This window comes from Rhizobium sp. 10N414 (genome assembly GCF_056394785.1).
In genome coordinates this window covers 104,164-120,736 of the sequence record NZ_JBFTIN010000004.1, presented here as the reverse complement: position 1 = coordinate 120,736, position 16,573 = coordinate 104,164, and the positions used below count along the sequence as shown (strand labels likewise).

16 protein-coding genes are annotated in these 16,573 nt (G+C 61.3%); 12 read left to right on the top strand and 4 right to left on the bottom strand.

Annotation, left to right across the window (positions count from 1 at the left end; translation table 11 throughout):
* Positions 1-541 precede the first annotated feature (541 nt).
* The 6 genes from AC1DE4_RS06715 (at position 542) to AC1DE4_RS06690 (ending at position 6,466) form a co-directional block, all read left to right on the top strand.
* Complete coding sequence (locus AC1DE4_RS06715; RefSeq protein ID WP_025660504.1) at positions 542-934, top strand: hypothetical protein; 393 nt, start codon at positions 542-544, stop codon at positions 932-934.
* A gap of 445 nt (positions 935-1,379) precedes the next feature.
* Complete coding sequence (locus AC1DE4_RS06710) at positions 1,380-3,890, top strand: heavy metal translocating P-type ATPase (protein WP_477880646.1); 2,511 nt, start codon at positions 1,380-1,382, stop codon at positions 3,888-3,890.
* Between the two features lie 9 nt (positions 3,891-3,899).
* Positions 3,900-4,295: a Cu(I)-responsive transcriptional regulator gene (gene cueR, locus AC1DE4_RS06705; RefSeq protein ID WP_477880644.1), complete on the top strand. Its 396-nt coding sequence runs from the start codon at positions 3,900-3,902 to the stop codon at positions 4,293-4,295.
* 137 nt (positions 4,296-4,432) lie between these two features.
* Positions 4,433-4,972 carry a sigma-70 family RNA polymerase sigma factor gene (locus tag AC1DE4_RS06700; RefSeq protein WP_018856709.1) on the top strand — a complete coding sequence of 180 codons (540 nt, stop codon included), beginning with the start codon at positions 4,433-4,435 and terminating at the stop codon, positions 4,970-4,972.
* Positions 4,959-5,726 carry an anti-sigma factor family protein gene (locus AC1DE4_RS06695; protein ID WP_025660500.1) on the top strand — a complete coding sequence of 256 codons (768 nt, stop codon included), beginning with the start codon at positions 4,959-4,961 and terminating at the stop codon, positions 5,724-5,726. Before AC1DE4_RS06700 ends, AC1DE4_RS06695 begins: the two co-directional genes overlap by 14 nt.
* A 23-nt stretch (positions 5,727-5,749) precedes the next feature.
* Positions 5,750-6,466: a Bax inhibitor-1/YccA family protein gene (locus AC1DE4_RS06690; RefSeq protein ID WP_477880641.1), complete on the top strand. Its 717-nt coding sequence runs from the start codon at positions 5,750-5,752 to the stop codon at positions 6,464-6,466.
* Positions 6,467-6,598: 132 nt separating this feature from the next.
* Here AC1DE4_RS06690 and AC1DE4_RS06685 read toward each other — a convergent pair whose 3' ends face one another.
* From AC1DE4_RS06685 to repA, 3 genes are all read right to left on the bottom strand, one after another.
* Positions 6,599-7,735 carry an RHE_PE00001 family protein gene (locus AC1DE4_RS06685; protein ID WP_477880639.1) on the bottom strand — a complete coding sequence of 379 codons (1,137 nt, stop codon included), beginning with the start codon at positions 7,733-7,735 and terminating at the stop codon, positions 6,599-6,601.
* 168 nt (positions 7,736-7,903) lie between these two features.
* Positions 7,904-8,887, bottom strand: a complete 984-nt coding sequence (repB, locus tag AC1DE4_RS06680; RefSeq protein ID WP_477880637.1) for a plasmid partitioning protein RepB — start codon at positions 8,885-8,887, stop codon at positions 7,904-7,906.
* On the bottom strand, positions 8,884-10,080 hold the full coding sequence (gene repA, locus AC1DE4_RS06675; protein ID WP_477880635.1) for a plasmid partitioning protein RepA: 1,197 nt from the start codon (positions 10,078-10,080) through the stop codon (positions 8,884-8,886). Before repA ends, repB begins: the two co-directional genes overlap by 4 nt.
* A 196-nt stretch (positions 10,081-10,276) precedes the next feature.
* On the opposite strand from repA, the gene cobF reads away from it, so the two are divergent.
* From cobF to AC1DE4_RS06650, 5 genes are all read left to right on the top strand, one after another.
* Positions 10,277-11,044 (top strand): precorrin-6A synthase (deacetylating), encoded by a 768-nt coding sequence (gene cobF, locus AC1DE4_RS06670; protein WP_477880633.1) that lies wholly within the window; start codon positions 10,277-10,279, stop codon positions 11,042-11,044.
* A gap of 65 nt (positions 11,045-11,109) precedes the next feature.
* A complete protein-coding gene (cobG, locus tag AC1DE4_RS06665; RefSeq protein WP_477880631.1) occupies positions 11,110-12,474 on the top strand; it encodes a precorrin-3B synthase in 1,365 nt (454 codons plus the stop codon).
* 2 nt (positions 12,475-12,476) lie between these two features.
* Positions 12,477-13,109, top strand: coding sequence for a precorrin-8X methylmutase (locus AC1DE4_RS06660; protein WP_477880629.1), 633 nt, complete (start codon positions 12,477-12,479; stop codon positions 13,107-13,109).
* Positions 13,106-13,837: a precorrin-2 C(20)-methyltransferase gene (locus AC1DE4_RS06655; protein ID WP_477880627.1), complete on the top strand. Its 732-nt coding sequence runs from the start codon at positions 13,106-13,108 to the stop codon at positions 13,835-13,837. The genes AC1DE4_RS06660 and AC1DE4_RS06655 overlap by 4 nt, the downstream gene beginning before the upstream one ends.
* The gene (locus tag AC1DE4_RS06650; protein WP_477880625.1) at positions 13,834-14,598 is read left to right on the top strand and encodes a precorrin-3B C(17)-methyltransferase; all 765 of its coding nucleotides are present in this window, start codon (positions 13,834-13,836) and stop codon (positions 14,596-14,598) included. Before AC1DE4_RS06655 ends, AC1DE4_RS06650 begins: the two co-directional genes overlap by 4 nt.
* Here the strand turns inward: AC1DE4_RS06650 and AC1DE4_RS06645 are convergent.
* Positions 14,562-15,332, bottom strand: coding sequence for a cobalt-precorrin-6A reductase (locus AC1DE4_RS06645; protein ID WP_477880623.1), 771 nt, complete (start codon positions 15,330-15,332; stop codon positions 14,562-14,564). The two genes, AC1DE4_RS06650 and AC1DE4_RS06645, sit on opposite strands and share 37 nt — an antisense overlap.
* Between AC1DE4_RS06645 and cbiE the strand changes: the two genes are divergently transcribed.
* Positions 15,331-16,563, top strand: a complete 1,233-nt coding sequence (gene cbiE, locus AC1DE4_RS06640; protein WP_477880621.1) for a precorrin-6y C5,15-methyltransferase (decarboxylating) subunit CbiE — start codon at positions 15,331-15,333, stop codon at positions 16,561-16,563. The two genes, AC1DE4_RS06645 and cbiE, sit on opposite strands and share 2 nt — an antisense overlap.
* The last annotated feature ends 10 nt before the right edge of the window (positions 16,564-16,573 follow it).

The window sequence follows — 16,573 nt, the reverse complement described above, 5'->3', positions numbered from 1 at the left end:
CGGGCCAAACCGCGGCAAGTCCCCAAATCAACGCAGATTTTGGAATGTTGAGACCCTTCAGAGGCGACTGAGCGCGCTGCGGCAGCTGCAGGCAGATATGCAGACGAGCACGAGATGAAGTCGGTGAACCAATCGACTGAAACGTCGATGGATCGTCAGATCGCGCGAAGGAAGCTGCCGTTTTCGCAAGTAATGAAACAGTCGTAAAATAAAGCCCGAAACATGCGACTTACGAAGTCTCTTCCCACTCGGACCCTTCGGTATCAGTGCGCCAGCCTAGAGATGCGACCCATCAGCTTTGACCGGCCGATGCTGGTTGGCGCTGAGCGTGGCGATACGAGCGCGCAGGGCCACGGAATGTACTTGCCTGTGGCTACACCCAACGGAGTACATGCCATCAAAGGGAAGTTGCGACACTATTGGATCATACCAGAACGATCGGTTGTCTTGGATACCCCATCACTCTTCGTCGGCTTTTCCTTGTTTGCGTCGTCGGCAAGCCAAGTCTGCATCCCGCAGTGCGATCAACAGGGACGTGAACATGAACAACAGCAAAGAACCCCAGTGGGAGCTCGACGACGAGTTCAAGACGTTAATGATTACGTTTCCGACAGATCCACCCGTCGCTTTCGTGCTTGACACCGAGGCCGTATCAAAGCTCATTGAAGGCGCCGGCCAGATCAGGGCGGAGATGCCGCCGCCTCACGACGAGACCTGGGAAGGTGGGCAAATGGTCGACGCCGTGCTTGATCCACGCTGGTACACAGAGCCCGACGCATTGCTTGGAGAACCGCTTCTGCACATTCGCGATCCTCGCTATGGATGGCTGCACTACGCCCTGCCACGAGAGTCAGCCAGAGCGCTCGGAACCCTGCTAATTCTTCAGGCTGATGAGGGCCCGGCGGACGATCAGGAGCAGCCTCGCAAGAACTGACCTCCTGACCAAATGACGGGCCTCGATACTGCTTTTTCCTGAGGTGCGACCCTTAGCCGGGTGTGGTGTTATATCTCGCAGGATGCGGAATTTGTTACGAGTCATATTTTCAATATCGGCCATTATCTCATGCAAGGCCTGCCTCGCGGCAGGCCTTTTTGTTTCACGACGCCGTTTCTTGAGGCGATGATCGGGGGCGCGCCGACCGCAGCCTCAACTGTCGCAACCGCTGTCTTTGCCGTGAGAGGTCCTGCTACTCGGGCCATGTTTCCCGTTCGCCCGGGCGCCCTGACGACAGGCGCGTCAGAAGCGCGTCGAAATGCGGCCGCAGGTCCGATTGCGCTGTTCTATCCACTTTCCTCGTTGCGCAACTTTCCCCTTGACCTTCCAGTTGCTGGAAGGTTCATAAGGGTGTCCGATGCCGCGTCGGGCAAGGGAGAATCGCATGGATAGCACGCACGACCATCATAACCCCGAGCATCATGGCCATGACCACCATGAGTATGGAGCGCCCTCTTCGGACGACGTTGTACGCGATCCTGTGTGCGGCATGACGGTCGATCCCGAGGCAGGCAAGCCCTCGCTCCGATATGACGGGCATGCCTATCATTTCTGCTCGGAAGGCTGCCGGCGAAAATTCGAGGCTGCGCCACAAGACTACCTGACAGCGAAGGACCCGGTCTGCGGCATGACAGTCAACCGGGCGAGCGCCCGGCATTTCCTGAAGCAAGAGGGTGAAAAGTTCTACTTCTGCTCGGCCGGCTGCAAAACGAAGTTCGAAGCCGATCCCGCCGCCTACCGCGACGGAAACCGGCCCGCCCCAAAGCCGATGCCGAAAGGGACGCTCTATACCTGCCCGATGCACCCAGAGGTCGTCAGCGATCATCCGGGCGACTGCCCGAAATGCGGCATGGCCCTGGAACCGATGGGTATTCCACCGGTCGATGAAGGTCCCAACCCGGAACTCGTGGATTTCACCCGCCGGCTCTGGGTGAGCGGTCTGCTCTCGATCCCGCTGCTTGCAATCAGCATGGGGCCGATGATCGGCCTGCCGCTGCGTGACTGGATTGGAGAGCCGCAGGCGACGTGGATCGAACTCTTTCTTGCGACACCTGTCGTCCTTTGGGCCGCCCTGCCCTTCTTCCGCCGCGCCTGGGCCTCTCTTGTCAACCGCAGCCCGAACATGTGGACCCTGATCGGCCTCGGCGTCGGGACGGCGTATCTCTATAGCGTCATAGCGGCGATCCTGCCCGGCATTTTCCCCCACACTTTCCGCGGCCATGGCGAGACGGTTCCTGTCTATTTCGAGGCCGCCGCCGTCATTGTCGCTCTGGTGTTTGTGGGTCAGGTTCTGGAACTGAAGGCCCGCGAGAAAACCGGTTCGGCCATCCGTGCATTGCTTGATCTTGCGCCGAAGACCGCGCGCCGCATCAACGAAGACGGTTCTGAAACCGACGTACCTGTCGATGATGTCCGGGTTGGCGATCATCTTCGAGTGCGCCCGGGTGAGCGCATCCCGATCGACGGATCCGTCAGTGAAGGGCAGTCGACGGTCGACGAGTCGATGATAACCGGAGAACCCATCCCGGTCGAAAAACAGAAAGGCGACGCGGTTACCGGCGGTACCATCAACAAGAATGGCACCCTGGTGATGTTGGCCGAAAAAGTTGGCGCCGACACGACCCTGTCGCGCATCGTCGACCTCGTCGCAAAGGCACAGCGTTCGCGCGCCCCGATCCAGGGCGCGGTGGACCGCGTTTCTGCCGTCTTCGTGCCCGCCGTCGTTGCCGCGGCTGTCGCTGCCTTCGTTGTCTGGAGCCTTGTTGGCCCCGAACCGCGCATGGCGCATGCGCTGCTCGCCGCCGTTGCCGTGCTCATTATCGCTTGCCCATGTGCGCTCGGTCTTGCAACCCCCATGTCGATCATGATCGCGACCGGGCGCGGCGCTCAGGAAGGCGTTCTCATCAAGGATGCAGAAGCGCTTGAGCGCTTCGCGCGCGTCGACACTCTGATCGTCGACAAGACGGGCACGCTGACAGAGGGAAAGCCGAGGCTTACGGATGTCGTCGCGCTTGGCGGTACCGAAGAGGCGCGCCTGCTGCAGCTTGCCGCCAGCCTGGAGCGTGGATCCGAACATCCGCTGGCAGAGGCGATCGTATCGGGTGCCGAGGAGCGTGGCATTGAACTCAGCGAGGTCACCGACTTTGAAGCACGAACGGGCAAGGGTGTCGTGGGCAAGGCCGGCGGGACAGTCGTTGCGCTCGGCAACGCCGCAATGATGGATGATCTCGATATGGACATCACGCCGCTCGCCGAGCAGGTTCGGGTACTTCGCGACGAGGGCAAGACGGTAATGTTCGTCGCTATCGATCATGGTCTCGCCGGTTTTGTGGCGGTTGCCGACAGGATCAAGCCAACTACGGCAGCTGCGATAAGGGCGTTGCACGAGCACGGCCTGAAAATCATCATGGCCACCGGCGACAACGAGCGCACTGCGCGCGCCGTTGGAAAGAGCCTCGGCATCGACGAGGTGCGGGCCGACATCCTGCCCGAAGGCAAGAAGGCTCTGGTCGACGAATTGCGCGGCAAGGGTGCCGTGGTCGCAATGGCCGGCGATGGCGTCAACGATGCACCTGCGCTTGCGGCGGCCGACGTGGGTATCGCGATGGGCACCGGTGCCGATGTGGCCATGGAAAGCGCCGGCCTGACCCTGGTCAAGGGCGATCTGACGGGGATCGTGCGCGCCAGACGGCTTGCCATGGCCACCATGCGCAACATTCGCCAGAACCTCGGCTTTGCCTTCGGTTATAACGCACTCGGCGTGCCGCTCGCCGCGGGCGTGCTCTATCCGGTATTTGGCCTGCTGCTGTCGCCGATGATTGCCGCGGCCGCCATGAGCCTGTCGTCCGTTTCGGTCATCACCAACGCGCTTAGACTGCGGCTCGTCAAACTATAGGAGATTGCCGTGAATATTGGGCAAGCATCGGAACACTCCGGACTGGCTCCGAAAACGATCCGCTACTACGAGGACATTGGCCTGATCCGCCCCGACCGGGGCGGAAACGGCTATCGCGACTATGCCGAGGCCGATGTTCACAAACTGCGCTTCCTTCAAAGGTCGCGCGGCCTCGGCTTTTCCGTCGAGGAATGTCGCCAGTTGCTGGCACTCTACGAAGACAAGGACCGGGCAAGCTCGGATGTAAAGGAACTGACGCAGGCGAAGTTGACGGAGATCGATCGGAAGATCAGGGAACTTACCGAACTGCGCCGGACATTGGAGCATCTGGTCCACGCATGCCACGGCAATGACAGGCCTGATTGCCCCATCCTTGAGGAGCTGTCGGACGCTCGGTCTGAATAAGGTCCCGCAGCCTCCTGCATGTCTATGCCTCAGCGTCATTGCGACGCCAGCCCTCCGGCTTCCTACCGATCCGCGGAAAACCAAAATTTTTTGGCGGCGGCTGGAATAACTCTTCACTCGCATCCGTATACTCAGTCATGGAACGGAAAGAACGCCCATTCGATGTCATCAGCCAGCTTGCGGCGCTTCGGCGCTATGCGCGCTCGCTCGTGCGCAATTCGGATGATGCGGAAGACCTCGTTCACGACGCGCTGATGCGCGCCTACGAGAAAAAGCAGAGTTTCCGTCGTGGCGGCAACCTGCGTACGTGGCTGCTGTCGATCATGCACAATGCTCATATCGACCGCATCCGCCAGGACCGCTCCCTGGCACGCCGGCACGACGAGGCAGCGCTGGAGACCGAACAGTCTTTGCAGGCCGGCCAGGAACACGCCGTTCGCCTCCAGCAGGTGCGGGACGCGTTCTTCCATCTTCCGGAAGAGCAGCGAGAGGCACTGCATCTCGTTGCGATCGAGGACCTTTCCTACCAGGAAGCGGCAGCGGCCCTCGGCATACCGATCGGCACATTGATGTCGCGCATATCACGCGCCCGTGCCCAGCTTCGCGAGTTCGAGGAGAAGACGCCGCGCGCGGTACATCTGAGACTAATCGGAGGGAACGGCAATGAAGGCAATTGATCCTATCGTCGACGCTGATCTCGATGCTTATGTCGACGGCGAACTCGATGTGGCGCGCCGCATTCAGGTGGAATCCTTCCTGTCAGAGAACCCGGCGATTGCCGCCAAGGTCATGGCTGACCTCAGCATGAGGGGCGAGTTGCGCCTTGCGCTTGCCAGCGAAAACGCCTTCGGCCGTCCGGAGACGCGCGATGCTGCTCGACGCCTGGAGCGCGGCCTCACCTATGGTCGGATCTTCCATTCGATGCAGCGGATTGCGGCTGTCGCCGTTCTCATCGCCGCAGGCTGGGTCGCCCACACTTCCTTCGGCGCGTTTACGGCAACCGAAGTAGCCGCCTCTGTGCCAGCGCCGGCCTATGTCGAAGATGCAGTGCGCGCCTATCAGACGGCGCTGCTTCGCCAGTCCGTGCCGTCTCAGCCCGTCGCGAGCTACAAGGCCGAGGACATTCGCGCAGCAACTGCGATCGTCATGCCGCAATTGCCCGAGAACTGGAAGATCTCCGACGTACAGATCTTCCCGTCCGAATTCGGTCCGAGCGTCGAAATGGCGATCAAGACGCCTGAGGACAAGCAGATCTCGCTTTTTGCCGTCCGGCCGGGTGCATTTGCCGTGCAATCCGTAAAGCATGTCGCGCTCGACAAGGCCGAGGCAGCCTACTGGCAGATCGGCGAAGTGGCTTATGCGCTGGTGACCGGCGATCGCGACATAAATCTCGATGCGGAAGCCGATCGGCTTGCCCGCACCCTCTACTAGTTCGTTCAACCGAGGAGATCAGCATGAACCCCACCAATCCGCGTTTTGGCTACGGCTCGGCCGCCGGCTCTCAGGCGCTGTTCGACGAGGGCCTGCGCCAGCACATGCTGCGCGTCTACAACTATATGGGCCTCGGCCTCGTCATCACGGGCGTCGTCGCATTCATCGTCGGCAGCACACCGGCGCTCTACGTGCCGATCTTCCAGTCCCCGCTGAAGTGGGTCGTGATGTTTGCGCCGCTTGCCTTCGTCTTCTTCTTCTCGTTCAAGCTTCAGACGATGTCGGCCAGTGCGGCCCAGATGACCTTTTGGGCCTTCTGCGCAGTCATGGGCCTGTCGCTCGCATCTGTCTTCCTGGTGTTTACAGGCACGAGCATCGCACGCACCTTCTTTATCGCCGCGACCATGTTCGGCGCGACCAGCCTTTACGGCTATGTGACCAAGCAGGATCTCTCGCGCTTCGGCTCGTTCCTGATGATGGGCCTGATCGGCGTCGTCATCGCGAGCATCGTCAACATCTTCCTTGGCTCGAGCGCCCTGCAGTTCGCCATCTCGGTGATCGGTATCCTCGTCTTCGTCGGCCTGACCGCCTACGACACGCAGAACATCAAGGAACAGTATTCCGAGAATTATGATCAGGAATCGAACCAGAAGCTTGCCGTCTTCGGCGCGCTGTCGCTTTACCTGAACTTCGTCAACATCTTCCAGCTGCTGCTCAATTTCACGGGCGAGCGGGAATAGGGCTAAGCGCTTCTGGGGGCAATGGAAGCGCTAGGCACCCGGTTCGCACTCTGTGACAGGATGCGCGGATCGGGTGCTCACGAACGACAGCGGCCGGGTCTCCACGCCCGGCCGCTTTCGTTTCTTCTGAGATCAGATGATGCCCCAGGCGCGGTAGCGCCCTCGCCCGGTGATTTCCCGGATGCCTATATCATTCAGCAGATTGAGCGCGCCACGGCTCGTTATCCGCAACTCGCGGGCCACCATTGCCGAGGAAACCATCGGCCGCGACAGGACAAAATCCGCAAGCTGCGGCAGGCTGCTGTTCGAGCGACGATCCCTGAAGCGGATTTCCATCTGTGTGCGCGCCAGCGAAAGCCGGTCCATTTCCTTCAAGCCCGCAGCCGCGCTTTCCGCCATCGCTTCAAGGAAGGCCTGAAGTCGCGTCAAGCGATCGCGCGAACGTCGTCGCTCATAGCGTACCGTCTTGAGGCCGGCATAGAAGGCGAAAAGGTGCGATGTGACTTTGCCGCGGGCGCGCAGATAGCTGGCAACAAGAAGCCCACCAAGCCAATGCTGACGACGAAGTGGCTCCATCCGTTCCCACGCATCAAACAGTAAGGCCGCACCAAGCGCTGGGGGCAGGCTGTCGGCGATCGAAATGGTCTTGCGCCACGCGCGAAGGCGCGCCGCCTCATCCCATTCTTCATCGTCGAAGAGACCGAGAGGGTCGTCGCTCCGCTTCTCGCGAACGCGGTCAGGCGCCTCATGCGGCTCCGGCGCACCAGGACTGCCATGGCTGTCCAATAGCCGCTGCGATCTCTCCAGGATCGCATCAATCTCGGCCAGTTCAGCGGAGAGAAGCGCATCTGCTTCATTTTCGGCATCGTCGTCTTCGACCAAYGCCTTTGCGCTCCTGGTTTCTGGAGCAGCCCCCTCCCCTTGAGTGTCGCCGCCGAGGATCGACAATCCTGAACCGCTCAAGGCCCAATCCGGCGCTGCCGTCCAGATGCGCCGTCGTGCGCGCAGGATCGAATGGGCAATCGTCAACTCGTGGCTTGGCGTTCGTGTGTCCATATGTGCGTCATGCAGGACAAGGTCCTCGACGTGAACCAGCTCGCCTGCGACCCACAGAGCACCGACCGCATCAAAAAAATTCCGGCGCTCGGCAAAGCCTTCAGCAATCGCTGCGCGTGCCGCACGCTCATCGAGCCTCGCCAGGCCATCTTCGGCCTCGACAATCGTCGGCAACAGACTGACCAACAAAGGACTGTCGATTTCATAGCGCATTGTTAGCTATTTCGATTTCCCCGCAACGGAACCCAAATCACCGTTAACTTCCGTCATGTATGACATGAGTGGAGAGCACATTCAAATCGCCGGACGACTAAATTCTCGCCTGATACTGAAGATCCAGAGCTTATTGGCAGGTTCAGTGCTGTCGCCGGCCTCGGAAGGTTATTTTCCGCCCCTGAACGCGTCGTAGAGATCGTCGAGGTGGCGCGAAATATAGTCGCCAAAGTCTGCTGCATCGCCCGTCTTCAGCGTGATGGTGAACGAATCACCGGCGCTCCTGATACGGCCCTTGATCTTGCCCGGCTGCTTCGGAGCCCATTCATACTCGCTCACCGCTTGCCGCTCCGGCTTCCTTGCCAGTTCGGCGACAACGAGCTCGAAGCGTCGATCGCTGTCCTGATCGGCGAACTCAGTGGAGCCAAGGAGCTTGCGCAGGCGCGAGGTCGTCGCATTCGTCCAACCTTGCGCAAGGGCAATCCATTTGCGCCGTCCGGCAGCCGGCGCCGCACCGATCGCTCTGATCACGTCCATCGGGATCGTCCTGGCGACCGAGATCAGTTTCGACAATTCCGTCTTGTCGGTTGAAAGCGCCTTCATGATGACGGATCGCTCGAAGCCCTTGCTCTCGAGATTGAAGGCAAAGACGGCCCGCTCGACATAGGACAGGTTGCGCCTCGCGGAGTTCTCGATACCTTGTGCAATGACGACATCAACATCGTCGAGCGTCCTGATGATCGCCTGTACCTTGCGCCCGAGCAATCGTAGCGCCTGGAGACGTCGATGGCCGTAGACCACCTGGTAACGCGCATCGTCGTCAGGATGCTGGCGAACGAGAATAGGGACCTCCTGCCCATTTTCCTCGATCGAGCGCACCAGTTCATCGGCGAGATCTTGCGGTAGGTCGGCAAGACGATCCCTGACGAAGGATGTGTCCACGAGTTCAGGATCGAGCTCGACGACGCGCTCACCTGACAGCAGCGCCTCCTGCATCGCCCTGCTCTCTTCTTCCATGCGTCCGAGCGTCAGCGCCATCGAGCGAACCGGACCGGCCGGACCGCGCATGGGCGCTTCATCTTCCGGGTTGGCCGCGGCCAACTCCTGTGCGGTATCGTCGAACAGCCCCTTCAGTCGATCTCGTCTGCTCATGTCCGGCCCCATGCCTTGTGAATTCCGGCAAGCACCTCACCATTGGCGGCGTTCACCGACTCCAGCGCTCGGTCGTAGGTAGAACGCCGGACTTGGCCCCTCTCGATCTCATAGAGCGACTGCTTCGTCAGCCCGGCATCGGCAATCGCCGTGGACTTGAGGATGGTCGCCGTCAGGACATCGTTGCCAAACAGGTTGCGGAGTAGCGCAACGATCTGTGATTGCGGCGCATCGAAGGGCTCATGGCGCGTGACCACGTACTTGATGAAGTCATGCTGCAGGTCACCGCCTGCCTTGCGTACGACCGACAGCAAATCGGAGGTCATGAGCAGGAATTGCGACATCGAAGCCACGTCGACCATCTGCGGATGGATGGTGATGAGAAGCGACGTTGCGGCACAGACGGCGCCGAGCGTCAGATAGCCGAGCTGTGGCGGACAATCGATGACGACGACATCGTAGTTCGCCTCAACCTCAGAAATGGCAACGCCGACGCGCCGGAAGAACACCTCGCCGGTCCGCTGGCGATCGCCGAGAGCGCGTGGCGTCTCGTGCTCGAACTCCATCAATTCGAGATTCCCGGGCACCAGATCCAGACCTTCGAAATAGGTCTTCCGAACGACGTCCTTTAGCGAGCGGCGGCTGCCGTCATAGCGGATCGCACCATATAGCGTATCGCCGTCAGCGAGATCGAATTCCGGCTGGACGCCGAGCATCGACGACAGCGATGCCTGCGGATCGAGGTCGATTGCCAGCACGCGATAGCCGTTCAGCGCCAGATACTGGGCGAGATAAAGTGTCGTCGTGGTTTTCGCCGAACCGCCCTTGAAATTCGTCACCGCGACCGTCTGAAGCTTTTCACCCGGCCGACGCCACGGCAGATAGGACAGCGCGTCCTTCGGCTTGATCCTGGCCATATGCTGTCGCAACTCGCTGATCTGGCCGAGCGTATAGGAACGCCGACCGTTTCCGGAGAGCTCCGGCTGCGGCCCCTTGCCGTCGAGTGAGAGCTGCCGCAGGTATCCGTCCGATACGCCGATCATCTGCGCTGCTTCCCCTGAAGTGAATGTCCGCAACGTCTTTTGCGACAATGGTGGGAAGAGCTTTTCGCGGAGGAGCTTCAGCTGACGAGAAAGCTGATTGGCGTGCCGCTCGATGCGGACGTCCGTCGTCGATACGCTAATGTTGTCCAAAACACCCGATCCCTATCAATGCGCTTTTCTATCAACATCGCGCTAAAAAGCGTATCGAAGATGCCATGATTCGCGAATCGCGACAACAACCGCCATGCTGGCCTTTGCCAAGTTGGCCGCGGCCAACTACTCGCCTTGCCCCTTGCGGAGACAGGCTGGCTGCGCCAGAAACGGACAGAACCAAAGAGGAAAAGGCGTGCGTCATATCCACATCATCGGCATCGGGACAGGAAATCCCGAGCATCTGACCGTCCAGGCGATCAACGCGATGAATGCCGTCGATGCGATCTTCATTCCGACGAAAGGCGCTGAAAAGGAAGGACTTGCGGCCGTGCGCCGAGAGATCTGCAGCCGATACGTCACAAACAGCCGCACCGCCATCATTGAATTTGCCGTACCGAAACGCGCCACCACCGACCGGACTTATCTTAGGAGTGTGGATGAATGGCATGCCGCCATTGCCGAGACCTATGTACGCCTCATCGGAGAGCTACCGGAAGCCGGCGAGGGTGCATTCCTCGTCTGGGGCGACCCCAGCCTCTATGACAGCACGATCCGCATCCTCGAGCGCGCCCGACAATCCGGCACCCTCGCCTTCGAGTTCAGTGTCATTCCGGGTATTACGAGCGTCCAGGCACTCGCCGCAAGCCACCGCATACCGATCAACCTTGTTGGAAAGCCGCTTGAAATCACCACGGGCCGACGTCTCCTCGAACAAGGCAGTCAGGCCGAGAGCACAGTCGTGATGCTCGATGGCGAAACCGCCTTCTCGAAGATCGATGACGCCGACGCGGAAATCTTCTGGGGCGCTTATCTCGGAACGCCGGACGAGATTACCCGGGCCGGCCGATTGGCTGACGTTGCAGAGGAGATCGTCCGGCTCCGGGCTGAAGCACGGGCGCGTCACGGCTGGATCATGGATATCTATCTGCTTCGCAAGGGACATGATTTCGACGATCTTTGACACGGATCAGGTTTTGCGATGATCACGCCGGCTATATAAGGACGTGATCGAAGGAACTGGCAGTGATGACATTGGGCGAACAGGCGGCGCATAGCGGCCGGGAAGAGGCACCCTCGACCTGGCAGCGCCGTGGCGCCTGCCCGACGCTGCTGGAACCGATGCAAACCGGCGACGGCCTCCTGGCGCGGCTGCGCCCCACCGGCGGCATTCTGACTGTCCGGCAATTCATCCGGTTGGCCGAGGCCGCAAAAAAGCATGGAAACGGGATCGTCGAGATCACGGCCCGCGGCAGCCTGCAGATCCGCGGCCTTCGATCAGGCTCGGTCCAGCCGCTCGCAGCCGATCTCGCGGCATCAGCTATCTCGGTTCCCGCCGGCCCGGTCATCGAGCTCTCGCCGCTGCATGGCATCGCACCCGACGAGATCGGGAATCCGGCCGAGATCGAAGCCCGGCTTCGCGAAGAACTCGCTGTCGAACTGCTCTCGCCGCTACTGGCCCCGAAGCTGTCAATTGTGATCGATGGCGGCGGCAACGATGGCCTTGCTGCTGTCACCGGCGACATTCGCGTGAGCGCGGTTTCCGCTGGTGCCTGGCGGGTTGCCATCAACGGCGACCAACGAGAGGCGCTGCCGTTACTGACGGGGAATGCGGCTGAAGCAGTTCGGGCAGTGGGTGAGCTTCTTCGCCAGCTTGTTTTGCTCGGCCGGCACAAACGGTGCCGGGATATCGAGCGTGAATCTCTACTGTTAGCCTTTCCTTCGATGGAGGAGTTGTCCCTCGCAAGAGCGCCCGAGAGCAAACAACCTTTGCTCGGCACCCTCGCCTTGCCTGACGGTTCGGCAATCTTGGGTCTCAGGCCGCGCTTCGGCCAGATGCATGCCAGCGAGCTTGTTTCATTCCTTGAACAAGCCGAAGCGCTGGGCGCAACACAAGTTCGGCCTGGCCCTGGGCGCATTTTCTTCCTGGTGGGGCTCGACGGCCAGCCAGCCGCAACCGTTGCGGAGATGGCGCCCCGGTACGGACTGTCAGTCGACTGCGACGATCCGTCGATGCATATCGCCACGTGTGCCGGCGCCGACGCCTGTGCTTCCGGCCGCTTTCAAACCAAGGCCTGCGCCGAGAGATTGGTCGGCAAAGCACGGGAACTGCTGGACGGCTCGATGACTGTTCACCTCTCCGGCTGCGCCAAGGGCTGCGCCCATCCGCGACCCGCTCTTTGCGTTGTCGGCGCGGACGATGGTTATCATCTCATGTTGGACGGCGTCGCATCGGACATTCCCGATGCACAGATTGCTGGCGGCGATATCGATTCCGCTATAGAGAAACTCGCTCGCCTCATCAAAAACGAGAGACAAGCTGGCGAATCGGCTGCCGCCTGCCTTAGACGGATCGGCAAACACGACGCCATAAAGGCGCTGCGACAGGAATAGGAATGCCTGACTACGACTACATTCACAGCGGGGACGCCATCTACCAGCGGTCCTTTGCGATCATCCGCAGCGAAGCCGACCTTTCACGGTTTTCTGTCGAGGAAGCCGATATTGCCGTGCGCATGATTCACGCATGCGGGCTCGTTGAGGCGGCAGAGCATTTTGTGTTCTCGCCAGGCTTCGTTAGCGCCGCACGCGCCGCCTTGCATGATGGCGCACCGATCTTCTGCGATGCGGAAATGGTGGCGCACGGTGTCACCCGGACACGCTTGCCCGCCCACAACGACGTGCTTTGCACGCTGCACGATCCGCGCACCGCGGAGCTTGCGAAACAGAGCGGCAATACCCGCTCGGCGGCGGCGCTCGATCTTTGGCTGGACCGGCTGGCCGGCAGCGTCGTTGCGATTGGGAATGCTCCGACAGCCCTCTTCCATCTGCTTGAATTGCTTCGAGATGGCGCACCGAAACCGGCTGCGATCATCGGCATGCCGGTCGGCTTCGTTGGTGCGGCCGAATCGAAGGATGCGCTGGCTGAAAACTCCTACGGCGTGCCGTTCGCGATCGTGCGTGGCCGTCTCGGCGGCAGCGCCATGACGGCCGCCGCCCTGAATGCCCTTGCGAGGCCCGGCCTATGACGAATCCTGGCCGTCTTATTGGCGTCGGCACCGGTCCCGGGGACCCGGAACTCCTCACGGTCAAGGCCGTCAAGGCGATCGAGGCCGCACATGTCGTTGCGTATTTTGCCAAGCAGGGCAGGGGCGGCAACGGCAAGGCGATCGTCGAGCATCTCCTGACCGCGGAAAAGATGCTGCTGCCGCTCTACTATCCGGTGACGACCGAGGTCGAAAAGACGGACGAGGCCTATCGAAACCAGATTACCGGCTTCTACGATCAGTCGGCCGCCGCCGTGGCGGCTCACCTGGAGGAAGGCCGCACCGTTGCCGTGTTGAGTGAGGGTGACCCGCTGTTCTATGGTTCCTACATGCATCTGCATGTACGCCTGGCGAACCGTTATCCAACCGAGGTGATCCCGGGGATCAGCGCGATGTCCGGATGCTGGTCGCTCGCCGGCCTCCCGATCGTTCAGGGAGATGACGTGCTTTCCGTACTGCCGGGTACGATGGCTGAAGCCGAGCTGCAGCGCCGACTGTCAGACACACAGGCCGCGGTGATCATGAAGGTCGGACGCAACCTTCCGAAGATCCGCCGCGCGCTGGAGGCATCCGGACGCCTTGCCGAGGCCGTCTATGTCGAGCGAGGCACGATGGTCAATGCGGCGATGACGAAACTCGCCGACCGGCCCGACGGCGACGCACCCTACTTTTCACTGGTGCTCGTGCCCGGCTGGGAGTCTCGCCGATGACCGGCAGGCTCTTCGTGATCGGGACCGGTCCCGGCAATCCGGATCAAATGACACCGGAGGTGGCTGCGGCGGTTTCCAAGGCAACCGAGTTCTATGGATACGGACCCTATCTCGACCGGCTGAACCTCAGATCCGATCAGCGGCGACAGGCCTCCGATAACCGGGAAGAGCTGGATCGGGCATCGGCCGCGCTGCGGACGGCAGCAACCGGCGCTACCGTCTGTGTCGTGTCCGGCGGAGACCCGGGAGTCTTTGCGATGGCGGCCGCAGTATGCGAGGCCATAGACAACGGCCCGGACGAATGGCGCGCGATCGACCTCGTAGTGCTGCCGGGGATTACCGCCATGCTTGCGGTTGCCGCTCGAATTGGTGCGCCGCTTGGCCACGACTTCTGCGCCATTTCGTTGTCGGACAACCTAAAGCCTTGGAATATAATAGAAAACCGTCTCTCGATGGCGGCAAAGGCGGGCTTCGTCATTGCGCTCTACAATCCGATCAGCAAGGCACGGCCCTGGCAATTGGGCAAGGCGTTTGACTTGCTGCGCTCGAACCTGCCGGCAACGACTCCAGTGATTTTCGGTAGGGCTGCAGGACGTCCCGACGAACGCATCACGGTCCAGTCGCTTGCGGATGCCGACGCGGCGACCGCGGATATGGCAACCTGTGTCATCATCGGTTCGCCCGAGACAAAGGTGGTTGCCCGAGACGGAAAGCCGGACCTTGTCTACACTCCGCGGTTCATCGCAGGGGGAAACAGGTGATCGACCGCCGCCAGCATCGCTTCAACAGTGGCAACCGTCTCCATAGTGGCGACTGGCGCCCGCGCGACCATGAATACTTCGATGCCGAGCTGGCGTGCAGCCTGGATCTTCGCATAAGTCGCCGAACCGCCGCTGTTTTTGGTCACAAGGGCATCGATGCGATGGGTACGGAGCAGCGAAACTTCGCTTTCAACACAGTAGGGGCCGCGATCGAGAACGAGCTGGAGGTCGGGAAGAACAAGCGGCGGCTCGACAGGATCGACGCTTCGCACAAGGTAAGAGTGCTGGGGGGCGGCTTCGGCGCGATGGGCTTCCTGGCGCCCGATTGCCAGGAAGACCCGGCGAGGGGAGGGGCCAAGCCGCTCTATCGCTTCCACGATGGTCGCAACAGGCGTCCACCGATCACCCGGCTCAGCCGTCCATTCCGGCCGGCGCAAGGCCAGTGCGGGAATGCCCGCTGCAGCTGTGGCCTCACTGGCGCTTCTGGAGATGCGAGCAGCGAACGGGTGCGTTGCATCGATCAAAAGGTCGAAACCACCATCACGCAGAAAGGCGGCCAGACCTTCGGCACCACCAAAACCGCCTATGCGCAGCGGAACTGGCTGATCGGAGGGTTTCTCCGTTCGGCCAGCAAGCGAGAGCAAAATATCGTACCGGCCAGTGCGATCAAGCGCTTCAGCGAGAGCTCGCGCCTCGCCAGTGCCTCCGAGCATCAGGATGCGGATTTTGCCCATGTCTGATATGCCTTCCGCTCCCGGCCAACGCTGGCTGACTATTATCGGCATCGGCGAAGATGGTCCAGCCGGACTGGGTGACGAGGCGAAGCGGCTGATCGCTGCCGCGCCCGTCGTCTTCGGTGGCAAGCGGCATCATGAGCTAGCGGCAGGGCTCATCACCGGCAAGAGGCTCGCCTGGGAAAGCCCTTTCGAGACGTCCATTGAGGCGGTCGTGGCACTCCGGGGCTCACCGGTCGTCGTCCTCGGGTCGGGAGATCCGTTTCTCTACGGTATTGGTGCGACGCTGTCGCGCCGCATTGGTGCCGAGGAAATGCATGCCATCCCGGCGCCTTCCTCGTTCAGTCTGGCTGCAGCGCGTCTTGGCTGGCCACTGCAAGAGACGGCGACCGTTTCGCTGCATGGCCGGCCGCTGGATCTGATCCGGCCACACCTGCACCACGGAAGGCGGATCATCGCACTGACCTCCGATGGCGAGACGCCGGCGCAACTTGCGGAGCTCCTCCGCGTCACCGGCTTCGGCGAATCCCGCCTGCACGTCCTCGAGGCACTTGGCGGGGATCGCGAAAGGCAGCGCAGTGGACGTGCAGATCGTCTCGACCTGGGGGAGATTGACCCGCTCAACGTTTGCGCAATCGAGATCGTGGCAGGGGAGGGGGCGCGAACGTTCGCCTTCACACCGGGGCTGGACGACGCGCTTTTTGAACACGACGGCCAGATCACCAAACAGGAGATCCGTGCGATCACGCTCGCAGCCTTGGGTCCGCGCCATGGTGAACTGCTTTGGGACATTGGCGCCGGCTCCGGCTCGATCGGCATCGAATGGATGCTCGCCGACCCGTCACTGCGGACAGTCGCCATCGAGCAATCGAGTGAACGGGCCGCACGCATCGCAAGAAATGCGGTTTCCTTCGGCGTTCCAGGGCTGGCGATCGTGGAAGGAACCGCCCCCGAGGCGCTTGCGAACCTGCCCGAGCCCGACGCGGTCTTCGTCGGCGGCGGCGGCAGCGAGGAAGGTGTGCTCGAGGCCGCGCTTCACGCCTTGAAGAGGGGAGGGCGTCTCGTTGCCAATGCCGTGACCCTTGAAATGGAATCCCTGCTGTTTTCGTTGCAGCGGCAGCATGGCGGCACATTGACACGTATCGAAATAGCGCGCGCGGCGCCCCTTGGCGGTATGACCGGTTGGCGTCCGGCGATGCCCGTCACGCAATGGCGCTATATAAAGAAGTGAGAGAAAGCAG

What these genes read in the sequence shown, in the direction of transcription:
- AC1DE4_RS06715 (WP_025660504.1), top strand. Translation starts at nt 542, where the DNA reads ATGAACAACAGCAAAGAACCCCAGTGGGAGCTCGACGACGAGTTCAAG.
- AC1DE4_RS06710 (WP_477880646.1), top strand. Translation starts at nt 1,380, where the DNA reads ATGGATAGCACGCACGACCATCATAACCCCGAGCATCATGGCCATGAC.
- AC1DE4_RS06700 (WP_018856709.1), top strand. Translation starts at nt 4,433, where the DNA reads ATGGAACGGAAAGAACGCCCATTCGATGTCATCAGCCAGCTTGCGGCG.
- AC1DE4_RS06695 (WP_025660500.1), top strand. Translation starts at nt 4,959, where the DNA reads ATGAAGGCAATTGATCCTATCGTCGACGCTGATCTCGATGCTTATGTC.
- AC1DE4_RS06690 (WP_477880641.1), top strand. Translation starts at nt 5,750, where the DNA reads ATGAACCCCACCAATCCGCGTTTTGGCTACGGCTCGGCCGCCGGCTCT.
- repB (WP_477880637.1), bottom strand. Translation starts at nt 8,887, where the DNA reads ATGAGCAGACGAGATCGACTGAAGGGGCTGTTCGACGATACCGCACAG.
- cobG (WP_477880631.1), top strand. Translation starts at nt 11,110, where the DNA reads ATGACATTGGGCGAACAGGCGGCGCATAGCGGCCGGGAAGAGGCACCC.
- AC1DE4_RS06660 (WP_477880629.1), top strand. Translation starts at nt 12,477, where the DNA reads ATGCCTGACTACGACTACATTCACAGCGGGGACGCCATCTACCAGCGG.
- AC1DE4_RS06655 (WP_477880627.1), top strand. Translation starts at nt 13,106, where the DNA reads ATGACGAATCCTGGCCGTCTTATTGGCGTCGGCACCGGTCCCGGGGAC.
- AC1DE4_RS06650 (WP_477880625.1), top strand. Translation starts at nt 13,834, where the DNA reads ATGACCGGCAGGCTCTTCGTGATCGGGACCGGTCCCGGCAATCCGGAT.
- cbiE (WP_477880621.1), top strand. Translation starts at nt 15,331, where the DNA reads ATGTCTGATATGCCTTCCGCTCCCGGCCAACGCTGGCTGACTATTATC.
- AC1DE4_RS06645 (WP_477880623.1), bottom strand. Translation starts at nt 15,332, where the DNA reads ATGGGCAAAATCCGCATCCTGATGCTCGGAGGCACTGGCGAGGCGCGA.